Source organism: Phytohabitans sp. LJ34, assembly GCF_052068095.1.
Classification (GTDB): Bacteria; Actinomycetota; Actinomycetes; order Mycobacteriales; family Micromonosporaceae; genus Phytohabitans.
This window is the reverse complement of the sequence record NZ_JBQHDG010000004.1, coordinates 325026-337974: the sequence shown is the minus strand read 5'-3', so window position 1 is coordinate 337974 and position 12949 is coordinate 325026. Positions and strand designations below refer to the sequence as shown.

General features: G+C 68.6%; 11 protein-coding genes. 8 read left to right on the top strand and 3 right to left on the bottom strand.

Features of this window, described 5'->3' with window-relative positions; translation table 11 throughout:
• Nucleotides 1–187: 187 nt before the first annotated feature.
• The 3 genes from ACTMTJ_RS09270 to ACTMTJ_RS09260 all read right to left on the bottom strand — a co-directional run bounded on the left by ACTMTJ_RS09270 (nt 188) and on the right by ACTMTJ_RS09260 (nt 4274).
• The gene (locus ACTMTJ_RS09270) at nt 188–1897 is read right to left on the bottom strand and encodes a PHB depolymerase family esterase (RefSeq protein ID WP_441215723.1); all 1710 of its coding nucleotides are present in this window, start codon (nt 1895–1897) and stop codon (nt 188–190) included.
• Nucleotides 1898–1912: 15 nt separating this feature from the next.
• On the bottom strand, nt 1913–2926 hold the full coding sequence (locus tag ACTMTJ_RS09265) for a mannonate dehydratase (protein ID WP_441215722.1): 1014 nt from the start codon (nt 2924–2926) through the stop codon (nt 1913–1915).
• 460 nt (nt 2927–3386) lie between these two features.
• Nucleotides 3387–4274, bottom strand: a complete 888-nt coding sequence (locus ACTMTJ_RS09260) for a LysR family transcriptional regulator (RefSeq protein ID WP_441215721.1) — start codon at nt 4272–4274, stop codon at nt 3387–3389.
• 115 nt (nt 4275–4389) lie between these two features.
• Between ACTMTJ_RS09260 and kdgD the strand changes: the two genes are divergently transcribed.
• The 8 genes from kdgD to ACTMTJ_RS09220 are packed head-to-tail and all read left to right on the top strand — an operon-like array spanning nt 4390 to nt 12871.
• Complete coding sequence (gene kdgD / locus ACTMTJ_RS09255; RefSeq protein ID WP_441215720.1) at nt 4390–5304, top strand: 5-dehydro-4-deoxyglucarate dehydratase; 915 nt, start codon at nt 4390–4392, stop codon at nt 5302–5304.
• A 5-nt stretch (nt 5305–5309) separates the two neighbouring features.
• Nucleotides 5310–6896: an aldehyde dehydrogenase (NADP(+)) gene (locus tag ACTMTJ_RS09250; RefSeq protein WP_441215719.1), complete on the top strand. Its 1587-nt coding sequence runs from the start codon at nt 5310–5312 to the stop codon at nt 6894–6896.
• Nucleotides 6897–6901: 5 nt separating this feature from the next.
• Complete coding sequence (locus tag ACTMTJ_RS09245) at nt 6902–8245, top strand: enolase C-terminal domain-like protein (protein WP_441215718.1); 1344 nt, start codon at nt 6902–6904, stop codon at nt 8243–8245.
• Between the two features lie 8 nt (nt 8246–8253).
• Entirely contained in the window at nt 8254–9249 is a 996-nt protein-coding gene (locus ACTMTJ_RS09240; protein ID WP_441215717.1) for a Bug family tripartite tricarboxylate transporter substrate binding protein, read from the top strand.
• On the top strand, nt 9246–9743 hold the full coding sequence (locus tag ACTMTJ_RS09235) for a tripartite tricarboxylate transporter TctB family protein (RefSeq protein ID WP_441215716.1): 498 nt from the start codon (nt 9246–9248) through the stop codon (nt 9741–9743). Before ACTMTJ_RS09240 ends, ACTMTJ_RS09235 begins: the two co-directional genes overlap by 4 nt.
• Nucleotide 9744: 1 nt before the next feature.
• Nucleotides 9745–11259, top strand: a complete 1515-nt coding sequence (locus ACTMTJ_RS09230) for a tripartite tricarboxylate transporter permease (protein WP_441215715.1) — start codon at nt 9745–9747, stop codon at nt 11257–11259.
• 33 nt (nt 11260–11292) lie between these two features.
• Nucleotides 11293–12465 carry an L-talarate/galactarate dehydratase gene (locus ACTMTJ_RS09225; protein WP_441215714.1) on the top strand — a complete coding sequence of 391 codons (1173 nt, stop codon included), beginning with the start codon at nt 11293–11295 and terminating at the stop codon, nt 12463–12465.
• A 16-nt stretch (nt 12466–12481) separates the two neighbouring features.
• A complete protein-coding gene (locus tag ACTMTJ_RS09220) occupies nt 12482–12871 on the top strand; it encodes a universal stress protein (RefSeq protein ID WP_441215713.1) in 390 nt (129 codons plus the stop codon).
• The last annotated feature ends 78 nt before the right edge of the window (nt 12872–12949 follow it).

The window sequence follows — 12949 nt, the reverse complement described above, 5'->3', positions numbered from 1 at the left end:
GAGGGGGAGATTCGTCCGCCATCTGACGGCCGAACTCTCTCTTGGCGCGCGACCATACCCCCATGGACTGGGGTGGCACCGAACCCCGACCCGGCGACGACCGCATCCTGCGCATCGAGTTCCGACCACGCTGAACGAGACCCGCCCCGGCGGCACCCAGGGCACGGAGGGCGCACACGTCCCGGTCTCATCGATCCGGGAGCGCGGCCGGGCCGAGGCTGCCGTTGGGGAGGCGCCGGTAGTGGGCCAGGAAGTCGTCCCATAGCTTGAAGCCCAGGTTTTTGGGCCAGAAGTGGCCGATGTCGCCGTTGACGGTCCAGCGATACTCGGCGGCGCCGTCGTGGTAGATGTCGGTGGTGTATCTGCCGTCGACCTCGACGGTTGGTGGTGCGGTGTTCTTGTTGACGGTTTCCCGCCAGAAGACTCTCGCGGTGGCTTCGCCGGCGGTGCCGCCAGGGTAGTCGGTGGGTACCTCGTTGACGCCGCGGCATTGCCACACGGGTAGGGGTACGTCGGTGCGCACGATGGGGTCGCTGTAGCTGGCTGCGTTGAGATGTCCGGAGTAGCAGGGTGCGATCGCGGCGAACAGCTGGGGGTATTGCACGGCGAGTCGGTTGGTGAAGGCCGCACCTTGGGAGACGCCGGTGACGATGACTCTGGTGGTGTCAACGGCGAAGCGGGCGGAGAGGTCGGCGAGGACGTCGAGGGTGAAGGAGACGTCGGGGTTGGCCGCGTCGATGCTTCCGCTGAAGCCGATGTTGGGTCCGGTGGCTGGTTCGGCTTGCGGGTAGACGACGATGAAGCCGCGCGCTTCGCCGACCTGGTGCCAGCCGGTTTGCTGGGCCATGTAGCGGCCGGATCCGTTGCGGCCATGGAAGGCGAGCACAAGGGGGAGTTTGCGGCCATGGTTGGTCAGCTTGCGGTAGTTGGTGGGAAGGTAGACCAGCCAGCGGCGGGTTTGGCCGGCGATGCTGGCGGTGTGCTCGGTCAGCCGCATCTGTCTGGCGGTCTGGAACGGGACGAGGCGTCCGTTGGTGGAGTCCTGGTCGGTGAAGCGCAGGGTCGGGTGGAACATGCCGCGCCATACCGCTCGCGCCACGCTGGTGCCGCCGAGCGCGGACGGGCTGCGTAGGTAGGAGACGCGGACCTGGGCCAGCGGATTGTTGGGGTTGCGGTAGATGGTGGTGCTGAAGTCTCTCCCGTGTTCGTGTTGAGGCCGTGGGTTGACCTTGTTGGCGTGTTTCCAGTACTCGATCTGCCGGTGTTCGTCACCGCTGAGGCGACCGTTGACGAATGTCCAGCTCGCCATCGTGGTATTTCGCAGGCGGGTGCTGGCGGTCTGGTAGAAGTCGGCGGGCGCGCCGCCGGTGAGGCTGGCGACGGCGACGTACTTGGGTGAGTTGATGGCGGCGACCTCGTTGGCGACGGCCGCGCCGGTGCCTTCGCCGACGATGTACACGTTGACGGAGCTGCCTTGGTAGGCGCCGCGGACAGCGTCTGTTACGGCGGTGACGAAACCGATGTCGTCGGGCCGGCCCGGGTCCAGGTGGGCGTTCCACGTGCCGTTCTGGGCGGTGGGGAAGGCGGCGATGAAGCCTTCCTCCTCGGCGACCCGTGACCACTGGGTGCGCAGCGCGTATTCATGGGCGGTTTCGCCGTCCGGGTGCAGGATCACCACGATCGGGTTGTCCTTGGGGTCCGCGACACGGTAAACGGGCTGTTGGCTCGGGACGTACACGGCGTACTGCCTGGTGATGCCGTCGACCACCAGCGTTTGGTCCAGCAGCGGTCGCAGGCCCGGCTCGGTGGGAGGGGCGGACGACGCGGCGGAGGGGGCGGCGAAGGTAAGCCCGGTCAGACAGGCGACGGCCACCACGGCGGTGCCTATTCGTTTCACAGTGTCGTCTCCTCGTTAGCGGTCGAGGGTGCTCTCGACCGCCTGCATCAGGGCGCGCAGGTAGCCGTATCCGTGGGCGTACGCCTGTTTGCCGCCTGGGTCGTCCGGGTGGTCGGGAACGTGGTCCGGGTCCACGTTGTACGCGTAGCCTTCCTCGGCCAGGATGCGGATGACGCGGGCGTGGTCGATGTCGCCTTCGTCCGGCCACACCTCCATGAAGTCGTCGCGGCGGCCCTTGATGTTGCGCAGATGGATGTTGAACAGCCGCTTGGTCCGGGCCAGCCGGCGCACGATGTCGTAGATCTCTCGCTGGGGGTTCCACAGCATCTCGGCCAGGGTGCCGACACAGAGGTTGAGTCCGTGGTAGGGGCTTTTGTGGAGGGACAGGAAGGTGAACAGGCCCTTGCCGCCGGGGACGCTCAGGACGTTGGTGATGCCGCGGTAGCCGCCGGGCGGCGTTCCTGGGTCCTGTGGGTGGCATGCCGCGCGCACCTTGAAGTGGTGGGCGACGGGGATCACCCGCTGGATGAAGTAGTCGATGCGTTCCCAGAAGGCGTCCGCGTCGACGACGCCGGCACGGGTCAGCGGCTCGTTCTTGGGAAGGTCGGCGGCCCGGAACTGCCCGTACAAGGATCCGCCGCGGCCGGGGACCTCGCCGGTGCGCAGAACCCCCAGAAGGCTCATGTTGTATTTGAAGGCCGGCACGCCGGCGATCGCGCACGCCTCGATCATCCGGTGGATGTCGTCGATGTCCTTGTCACGTTCGGGACTTTTCGCGAGCATGATCGCTGGCCGCGGGTCGCGGTCGATGTGCGACGAGGTCAGCATCGGTAGGGCAACCATGTCGAGGGTGACGCCGTTCTGCTCGGCGAATTCGCGGGTCTGCTCGACCTCGGACGGCAGCCAGTAGCCACGGCCCTCTGCCAGGGGAGGGGCGGGCGGGTAGCCGACCCAGTGGGTCACGCCGTGCCGGGTGAATTCGCGCAGTACGGCCGGTGTCGAGGCGCGGCGCTGGGTACCGACGTACATCTTGAGCCTGCGGGGTGGCCGGTGGCGGTCTCCGCCAGCTGCCTGTGCGGGGGACGGCGGGCCAAGCAGTCCCCCCGTCCCCGCGCCGGCCGCGGCCACCCCACCTAGCTGGATCAATGCCCTGCGGTTGATCGACTCCTGACCCATGGGGACCTCCAAACGAGAAACCAAGATCATTCACGCGTTGTGCGCACAGAAACGCGTTCCGGCGCGCGACGTCGGTGGTCGGGTCGGGGTGGCGTTGCCCGTGACCCTCGAGTTGACTGGCCAAGCCGCCCGCCTGATGCGGATTCCTGCAAGGCCGACGGCACGCTCGCGGATGCCGCCCGGGTAACCGTGATACGTCCGGACCAATCGATGGCCGAACTCTGTTTCGAACTGGTGACCGGTACGTTAAGCGTGGTCTGTCATGCCGATCAAACACAGGTTTGGTATCGACCGATACCTCATTGGCATGTGCCTATTTCTCGTTCGCTACCCGCTCCAGGAGCGCTGTCAGCGCCGGATTCTCGTGCGTGGTACGCCAGACGCAGTGCAGCGTCACGGTGTCGTCCGGAAGGTCTTCGACTTCCAGGAAGGTGAGGTTCTGCAACCGGAGCGCGGAGGCCGACCGTGGCACGAGAGCCACACCGAGCCCGGCGTTCACGACGGCCAGGACGGTGTGGATCTGGCTGATGTGCTGCACGTACCGGGGCCTGAGTTGAGCACGGTGGAAGGCCGCGACGACGAGTTCGTAGAAGTACCACGCCTCGGACGGCGAGTATGTCACCACGTCATGGTGTGCGATGTCGGCGAGGCGAGGTGGTCGGCCGAGGGCGGTGAGCGGGTGTCCGCGGGGCGCCGCCAGCACGAGCGAGTCGGTGTGGGCCAGTCGGGACGAGAGCACCTCGGACTGCGGCACCTGGCGCACCAGTCCCACCTCGATCTCGCCGGCCAGGATGGCGTCGAGTTGAGCGTGGGTGACCATCTCGTGCAGGACCAGGTCGACTTCGGGTAGATGCTTCGCGGCTACGGCGATCCAATGTCCGAGCACGGTCAGCGCTGAGACGGCAGTGAACCCGATCCGGATGGTTCCGGCCGTCCCGGCGGCCACTCGCCGGGCGAGGAGAGGTGCGGCCGCCGCGAGGTGTAGCACGCGGCGTGCCTCGTCGAGAAACACGCGACCCGCGGGGGTGAGCGTCACGCCGGTGGGGGTGCGGTCGAACAGCACGATGCCGATGCCGCGCTCGAGCCGCTGTATCTGACGGCTCAGCGGCGGCTGCGTCATCTGGAGTCGGGTGGCCGCCCGCCCGACGTGCCCCTCCTCGGCGACGGCTACGAAACCCCGAAGTTGATCAAGCGTGTACATCGACGCCCCCAGCATGATGCCTGAAAGGTATTGGGCGATGCCAAATCTGTGTTGGATCGGTATGGCCTTGTCCGCTTAACGTACCGGTCACCTCATCGAAACGGAGTTCGACGTCATGACGCGATACGCCCCGGAAGAGATCCGGCACGCGCTGGGTACCGGGCTGTTGTCTTTCCCGGTCACCCACTTCACGGCCGAACTGGATTTCGACGAGGCGTCTTACCGCGACAACCTGGGCTGGCTGTCGTCCCATCCGGCGGCTGGCCTGTTCGTCGCGGGTGGCACCGGTGAGTTCTTCTCGTTGACGATCGGCGAGGTGGGGCGGGTGTTGCGCGCCGCCGTCCAGGAGACCGCGGGGACGGTCCCGATCATCGGTCCCGCCGGGTACGGCACGGCTCAGGCGGTCGAGATGGCCCGCGACGCCGAGGCGGCCGGTGCGGATGCGATCCTGCTGTTCCCGCCGTACCTGACCGAGGCGAGCCAGGACGGGTTGGCCGCGCATGTGGAGGCGATCTGTGCGGCCACCTCGCTGGGCGTGATCGTCTACCACCGCGCCAACGCCGCGTTCAGTGTGCCGACCATCGAGAGGCTCGTCGGCACCTGCCCCAACCTGGTGGGGTTCAAGGACGGCGTGGGTGATATCGAGCTGATGACGCGCCTGTACGCGACGGTGGGTGACCGGTTGCTCTACATCGGGGGCTTGCCGACCGCCGAGACGTTCGCCCTGCCGTACCTGGAACTCGGGGTGACCACGTACTCCTCAGCGATCTTCAATTTCGTGCCGAAGTTCGCGCTCGAGTTCTACGACGCGGTGCGGGCCCGGGATCGGGCGGGCGTCTATGGCCGGCTCAACGACTTCGTACTGCCGCTGGTGGAGATCAGGAACAGGCGGCCGGGCTACGCGGTGTCGATCGTTAAGGCGGGTATGCGCGCGATCGGCCGACCCGCCGGACCGGTCCGACCGCCGCTGACGGATCTGACCGACGAAGAGATGATCAAGCTGACGGCCCTGATCGAGAAGCTGGGGTGATACCTGTGACCAGCGTTCTGACCGGCGCGATGCTGATCGGTGGCAGCGAGATCCGCGGCGGCAAGGGCGAGGTCCGGGCGGTCGACCCGCGCACCGGGCAGGCGATGGAACCGGCATACGGGCTGGGCGGCACCGAGGAGGTCGACCGTGCGGCGGAGCTGGCCTGGGCGGCGTTCGCCGGCTACCGCGACAGCGACCTGCCGCGGCGGGCCGCGTTCCTGGACACGATCGCGGCGAACATCGAAGCGCTCGGCAACGACCTGATCGACCGGGTGCGCCGCGAGACCGGACTCCCGCAGGCCCGGGTGGAGTCCGAGCGCGCCCGCACGTGCGGGCAGCTGCGGCTGTTCGCCGAGCTCGTACGCGAAGGCAGCTGGCAAGGCGTACGGATCGACCCGGCCCGACCCGACCGGATCCCGCTGCCACGGCCAGACATCAGGCAGCGGCGCGTTCCCCTGGGCCCGGTGGCGGTCTTCGGCGCGAGCAACTTCCCGCTGGCCTTCTCGGTGGCCGGCGGAGACACCGCGTCGGCGCTCGCGGCCGGCGCACCCGTGATCGTCAAGGCACACAGCGCGCACCCCGGCACGTCCGAGCTGGTCGGCCGCGCGGTCAAGGCCGCGGTCGAGGAGCACGAACTGCCCGAAGGCACCTTTTCGCTGCTGTTCGGTGACGGCCCCGGGCTCGGCACCGACCTGGTCACCCATCCACGCGTCCAAGCGGTCGGGTTCACCGGGTCCCGCGCCGGCGGCCTCGCCCTGGTCGCGGCGGCAGCCGCCCGCCCCCAACCCATCCCCGTCTACGCCGAAATGTCGAGCGTCAATCCGGTATTCGTACTGCCGGGCGCGTTGGCCGAGCGCGGTGCGGCGCTCGGCTTGGCGCTGGTCGGCTCGCTCACCACGGGCGCCGGCCAGCTTTGCACCTGCCCCGGCCTGGTTTTCGTCCCGGACGGCGACGGCTTCAGCGAGTTCCTGGCCGCGGCCAGCGACGCGGTGCGAGCCACCCCGGCGGCGCCGATGCTGAGCGCGAGCATCCACGCCGCGTTCGCCGACGGCGTCGAGCGGCTCCGCACCGCCAGTGGGGTGACCGTCGCCGCCGAAGGCGAAGACGACGACACGATTGCCGCCGCCGGCCGCGCCGGCTTGTTCGTCACCGACGGCGCCACGTTCCTGGCCAACCCGATGCTGCACGAGGAGGTCTTCGGAGCGGCGGCGCTGATCGTGCGGGTCGCCTCCAGCGGCCAGCTATGCCAGATCCTGGACCGGCTTGAGGGGCAGCTCACCGCCACCGTGCACGCGACCGCCGAGGATCACGAGCAGGCGCGAAGTCTGCTTCCGCTACTGGAGCTGATCGCCGGCCGCATCGTGTTCAACGGCTGGCCTACCGGTGTCGAGGTCGGGCATGCCATCGTCCACGGTGGACCGTTCCCCGCGACCTCCGATGCCCGCACCACCTCGGTCGGCACGCTCGCGATCGACCGGTTCCTGCGGCCGGTCAGCTACCAGAACGTTCCCGCGGAACTGCTGCCGCCGGCGGTGACCGACGACAACCCGTCAGGGCTGTGGCGGCGCGTCGAGGGCCGGCTTGAAAGGTGACCGCCATGCCTGCTGACCATGCCGTACCGGTCGTGACCGACATGCGAGTCGTGCCGGTCGCCGGGTACGACTCGATGCTGCTCAACCTCAGCGGTGCGCACGGCCCGTTCTTCACCCGCAACCTGGTCATCCTCACCGACACGACCGGGCATGTCGGCGTGGGCGAGGTGCCCGGCGGGGCGGCCATCACCCAGACCCTCCGAGACGGCCGCGACCTGGTGGTCGGCCGCCCGATCGGCCAGCATCACGCTGTTCTCGGTGAGGTACGGAGCCGGTTCGCCGACCGCGACGGGAGCGGGCGCGGCCAGCAGACCTACGACCTTCGCACCACCATCCACGCCGTTACCGCCCTGGAGGCGGCGTTGCTGGACCTGCTCGGGCAGTTCCTGGAGGTGCCCGTCGCCGCGCTGCTCGGCGACGGGCAACAGCGGACCTCAGTACCGACCCTGGGATATCTGTTCTTCGTCGGCGACCGCACCCGGACCGATCTGCCGTACCGCTCCGCCGCGGACACCGCCGACCCCTGGCTGCGACTGCGTGACGAACCGGCCCTGACACCGCAGGCCATCGTCGCCCAAGCCGAGGCCGCCCAGAACCGCTACGGATTTTCCGACTTCAAACTCAAAGGCGGGGTGCTGCCCGGCCCGCTGGAGGCAGAAGCGGTGGCCGCCCTGGCCGCCCGCTTCCCGGACGCTCGTATCACCGTCGACCCGAACGGCGGCTGGCTGCTGCGCGACGCGATCGCGCTGTGCCGAGGCTTGGACGGAGTGCTCGCGTACGCCGAAGATCCCTGTGGCGCCGAGGGTGTCTACTCCGCCCGCGAGACGATGGCCGAGTTCCGGCGCGCCACCGGACTGCGTACCGCCACCAACATGGTCGCCACCGACTGGCGGGAGCTGGGACACGCCGTCCGCGCCAACGCGGTGGACATCCCGCTCGCCGACCCGCACTTCTGGACCATGAGCGGGGCGGTGCGCGTCGCCCAGGTCTGCGACGCATGGGGCCTGACCTGGGGATCCCACTCCAACAACCACTTCGACGTGTCGCTGGCCATGTTCACACACGTCGCCGCGGCGGCGCCCGGCGACATCACGGCCATCGACACGCACTGGATCTGGCAGGACGGCCAGCGGCTCACCAAGAACCCGCTGTCCATTCGCGACGGCGCCATCGCGGTGCCGACCGCACCGGGACTCGGCGTCGACCTCGACCTGGAGAGGGTGGAGGCGGCGCACGAGCTGTACCTGAAGCAGGGCCTCGGCGCCCGTGACGACGCCGTCGCCATGCAGTACCTCATCCCGAACTGGACGTTCGACCCCAAGCGACCCTGTCTGTCCGCTCTCTTCTAGGAGTCGTCATGAGTGAGTCCTATACCCGCCGCCGCGTCCTGGCCGCCCTCGCAGCGGTGTCCATCCTGCCCGTCGCCGCCTGCGGCGGTGTCAAGGGTGGTAGCGACGACGCCGGCAGTGACTACCCCACGCGGGCCGTCAACTTCACCGTGCCGTTCGCGGCCGGCGGCAGCGGCGACCTGATCAGCCGCGCCGTCGCGAAGGCCGCCGAGAAGCCGCTCGGGCAGTCGATCGTCATCGCCAACAAACCCGGTGCCAACGGTGCGGTAGGCGGCAAGGAGGTGCTGGCCTCGTCGCCGGACGGTTACAACATCGCGCTGGCGGTCAAGTCACTGTTCGCGATCACGCCGCTGGTCGTCAAGGATCCCACCGCGATCCAGCCTGACAAGATGGAGATCGTCACGACGCTGGTCCAGGAGGACTACGTCCTGGTCGTCAACGCGCAATCGCCGCACCAGACGGTCGAGGACCTGGTGAAGGCGCCATCGGTGAAGTACGCGACCCCGGGCGTGGGCACCGGCGGCCAGCTGTCCCAGGCGCTGCTGTTCAAGGGTGCCGGCACCAAGGCGACCGACGTGCCGTTCGACGGCGGCGCGCCCGCGGTGACGGCACTGCTGGGCAAGCAGGTCGACGCCATGTCCGGCTCCCTCGCCGAGACGATGGAGCACATCAAGGCCGGCAAGCTGCGGCCGCTGGCCATCTTCTCCACCGAGCGCAGCGAGTTCCTGCCCGAGGTGCCCACCGCCACGGAGAAGGGCTACGACGTCGTGGTCGACCAGCGACGGTTCATCATCGCCCCGGTCGGCTTGCCCGAGGCCGTCTCCACCAAGCTGGAGCAGTCGTTCGCCGAGGCCCGCAAGGACCCCGCCTACGAGACGTTCCTGAAGGACAACTACATGGCGCGCTGGGAGGTCTCCGACCAAGAGGCGCGCCAGCACCTGACGGACTCCGCCGCGCAGTTCGCGTCCCTGACGCAGAAGTTCGGCCTCACCTTCAAGTCATGACCGTCGAGCAGTCCACGCCAACCGAGGCGTCCGACGAGGCCGGGCCCCCGACCGGGGGCCCGGCCCTGTCCGCCATCGCCGGCGCGATCCCCGTCGCGCTCGGCCTGGCCACCCTGTGGTACGCCCGCGCTCTCGGCTTCGGCGCCCTCGCCGACCCCGGACCAGGGCTGTGGCCGAGCATCGTCGCGGTGCTGCTGATCGGCGCCGGCGCCACCATCGCGGTCCGGGCCCGCGCGGCACGCGACACCGAAGCCTTCACCCGCGGTACCACGGCCGTCGTCATCGGTGCGGCCAGCCTGGCGATCTACGCCTACCTGTTCGAACTGATCGGCTTCGAGATACCCACCGTGCTGCTGCTGGCACTGTGGCTGCGGTTTCTGGGCGGGGAGAGTTGGCGGGTCACCGCCGTGGTGTCGGTGCTGGCCACCGTGGCCGCGTACCTGCTGTTCATCACCGGGCTCGGCGTGCCGCTGCCGCACCTGATCGGGAGCTGACATGGACTTCGGTTCCGTGCTGTCCGGGTTCGAGGTCGTGTTCGAGCCGCAGAACATCCTGTACTGCGTGATCGGCGTGACCCTGGGCATGCTGGTGGGCGTGCTGCCCGGCCTCGGCCCGGCCGCCACCATCGCGATCCTGCTGCCCATCACCTACAACATCGAGCCGGCGCCAGCCGTCATCATGCTCGCCGGCATCTTCTACGGCGCCCAGTACGGCGGCACCATCACCTCGGTCCTGCTCAAGCTTCCCGGCGAAGCGTCCACTGTGGTCACCGCGCTGGACGGGCATCAGATGGCCCGCCAGGGCAAGGCCGGCTCCGCGCTCGGGATCGCGGCGATCGGCTCGTTCATCGGCGGGACCGCCTCGATCGTTTTGCTGACGTTCATCGCCCCGCTCGTCGCCGACGCCGCACTGGAGTTCGGGCCAGCCGAATACACCGTCCTGGCGCTGATCGGCATCTTCCTGGTCGCCACCCTCGGAAACGGCGCGCTCATCAAGAGTGTCGCGGCCGCCGGCGTCGGGCTCCTGCTCGCCACGGTGGGCCTGGACCCGCTCGTGGGCACTCCGCGGTTCACGTTCGGCAGCGACCAACTGTCCGACGGCATCGACTTCGTCATCGTCGCGATGGGCGTATTCGGCGTCGGCGAGATCCTCTACAACCTCGAACACCGGCTGCGGCCACAACCGGCGGTGCTCTCCTTCGGCCGCGCCATCCCGCGACGACTGGAGTGGCTCCAGTCCCGGATGGCGATCCTGCGCGGCTCGATCGTCGGTTTCGTCCTCGGCGTGCTGCCCGGCGGCGGCGCCACGATGTCCTCGCTCGTGGCGTACGCCGTGGAGAAGCGCTCCGCCAAAGACCCGTCCCGGTTTGGCAAGGGCGCGATCGAGGGGGTCGCCGGTCCGGAAAGCGCCAACAACGCCGCGGCGACGTCCTCGTTCATTCCCCTGTTGACGCTCGGCATCCCCGCCAACGCCACCATGGCCGTCCTCTTTGGAGCCCTGCTGTTGCAGGGCATCCCGCCCGGACCACAGCTGATCGTCGACCATCCCGACGTGTTCTGGGGCGTCGTCAACTCCATGTACCTGGGCAACATCATCCTGCTGCTGCTCAGCATCCCACTCATCGGCGTGTTCGTGCGGCTGCTGAGGGTCCGCGCGGGCATCCTGGCGCCGCTGACCGTGCTGGTCACGATGATCGGCGTCTACAGCATCAGAAACAACGCCTTCGACATGTTCCTCGTCGTCGCGCTCGGCATCCTCGGCTACGGCATGAAGAAGCTCGGCTTCGAACCCGGACCCTTCGTGCTCGCCTTCGTGCTCGGCAAGCTCCTCGAAGCATCATTCCGCCGGTCGATGCGCCTGTTCGACGGCGATGTCCTCGGATTCTTCCAGCGTCCGGTGTCGGCCGTCCTTGTCGCCGTGCTGGTGCTGACCGTCGTCGTCATCCCGCTCCTGCGCATGGTCCGCAACCGCCAGGCGGCCCGAATCGCCCGTGAAACAAGGCAGGTATAGCCCGGCCTCCAGCACTTCGACGGAACGGAACCCATGACGACCCACAGCACTCAGCCGTTCCAGCCGGCGCCTACGCCAGCAGGCGGCACCGACCGCATCGACCGCATCCGACTCAGCCTTGTCCGGCTGCCCCTCAAGACGGCGATCAGCGACGCCAAGGTGCTCACCGGCAGGCAGAAGCCACTGACCGAGGTCGCCGTGCTGGTCGCCGAGATCGGCACGTCGGACGGACACCAGGGCCTGGGGTTCAGCTACTCCAAACGCGCTGGCGGCCCGGGCCTGTATGCCCACGCCCGCGAGGTCGCGCCGGAGCTCATCGGCGAAGACCCCAACGACATCGCTCGACTGTGGACGAAGCTGGTATGGGCCGGCGCATCCGTCGGACGCAGCGGCCTGGCCACCCAGGCGATCGCCGCGACCGACATCGCGTTGTGGGACCTCAAGGCCAAACGCGCCGGCCTGCCACTGGCCAAGCTGCTCGGTGCCCACCGTGACGCCGTGCGCTGCTACAACACCTCCGGCGGTTTCCTGTCCACACCGTTGGACGAACTGCTCGACAACGCAGAACAGGCGCTGTCCCGCGGCATCGGCGGCATCAAGATCAAAGTCGGTCAGCCCGACGCGAAAGCCGATCTGCGACGGCTGGCGGCCGTACGGGAGCGGCTCGGCGACGATGTGACGCTGATGGTCGACGCCAACCAGCAGTGGGACCGCGCGACCGCCCGACGCATCGGCCGCACCCTGGAACAGTTCAATCTGGAGTGGATCGAGGAGCCGCTGGACGCGTACGACGCCCAGGGCCACGCCGCCCTCGCCGCCTCGCTGGACACACCCATCGCCACCGGGGAGATGCTCACCAGCGTCGCCGAGCATTGGACACTGATCCAGGCGGGCGCGGCGGACTTCGTCCAACCCGACGCGCCACGTGTCGGAGGCATCACCCCCTTCCTGCGCGTCGCGGCCCTCGCCGACCACGCGGGACTGCGCATGGCGCCCCACTTCGCGATGGAAATCCACCTGCACCTGGCCGCGGCTTACCCGCACCAGCCGTGGGTCGAACACTTCGAGTGGCTCGAACCCCTCTGGAACGAACGTCTCGAACTGCGCGACGGCCACATGCTCGTACCCCACCGCCCAGGACTCGGTCTGAGCCTCAGCGACTTCGCCGCGGTTCACCGTATCGACGGGGTGGAGATCACCTCCTGACGCAGAAAGGACCCCGATGAGCGTGCTGCTTGGCTACCTGCCCACCCCGGAGGGAAACGCGGCTTTCGCGTACGCGCTCGCGGAGGCGGCAAGACGGTCCACCGGCCTCGTCATCGTCAACTCAGCCCGCGCCGGCGCCCAGGTCGATGCGGCCCTCGCGAGCCAAGCCGACCTGGACCGGCTCCGTGCGGACAGCGCCGCGGCGGCCGTGGAGGTCGAAATCCGGCAACCGGTCGACGGGCATTCCGCCGCCGATGACCTCATCGACGCCTCCAGCGAACCCGGCGTCGAAGTAACTGTCATCGGGCTGCGGCGGCGGACCGCCGTCGGCAAGTTCGTCCTCGGCAGCAGCGCCCAACGCGTGCTCATGGAGGCACACACGCCCGTGCTCGCCGTCAAAGCGTGATCCTGCGACACCAGCCCAACCCATCCTGCACGCACGCGCGGGAGGCACTAACATCGTCGGGCAAAGGAATCAGCGCCG

What these genes read in the sequence shown, in the direction of transcription:
- ACTMTJ_RS09245 (WP_441215718.1), top strand. Translation starts at nt 6,902, where the DNA reads ATGCCTGCTGACCATGCCGTACCGGTCGTGACCGACATGCGAGTCGTG.
- kdgD (WP_441215720.1), top strand. Translation starts at nt 4,390, where the DNA reads ATGACGCGATACGCCCCGGAAGAGATCCGGCACGCGCTGGGTACCGGG.
- ACTMTJ_RS09240 (WP_441215717.1), top strand. Translation starts at nt 8,254, where the DNA reads ATGAGTGAGTCCTATACCCGCCGCCGCGTCCTGGCCGCCCTCGCAGCG.
- ACTMTJ_RS09220 (WP_441215713.1), top strand. Translation starts at nt 12,482, where the DNA reads ATGAGCGTGCTGCTTGGCTACCTGCCCACCCCGGAGGGAAACGCGGCT.
- ACTMTJ_RS09260 (WP_441215721.1), bottom strand. Translation starts at nt 4,274, where the DNA reads ATGTACACGCTTGATCAACTTCGGGGTTTCGTAGCCGTCGCCGAGGAG.
- ACTMTJ_RS09225 (WP_441215714.1), top strand. Translation starts at nt 11,293, where the DNA reads ATGACGACCCACAGCACTCAGCCGTTCCAGCCGGCGCCTACGCCAGCA.
- ACTMTJ_RS09230 (WP_441215715.1), top strand. Translation starts at nt 9,745, where the DNA reads ATGGACTTCGGTTCCGTGCTGTCCGGGTTCGAGGTCGTGTTCGAGCCG.
- ACTMTJ_RS09235 (WP_441215716.1), top strand. Translation starts at nt 9,246, where the DNA reads ATGACCGTCGAGCAGTCCACGCCAACCGAGGCGTCCGACGAGGCCGGG.
- ACTMTJ_RS09265 (WP_441215722.1), bottom strand. Translation starts at nt 2,926, where the DNA reads ATGTACGTCGGTACCCAGCGCCGCGCCTCGACACCGGCCGTACTGCGC.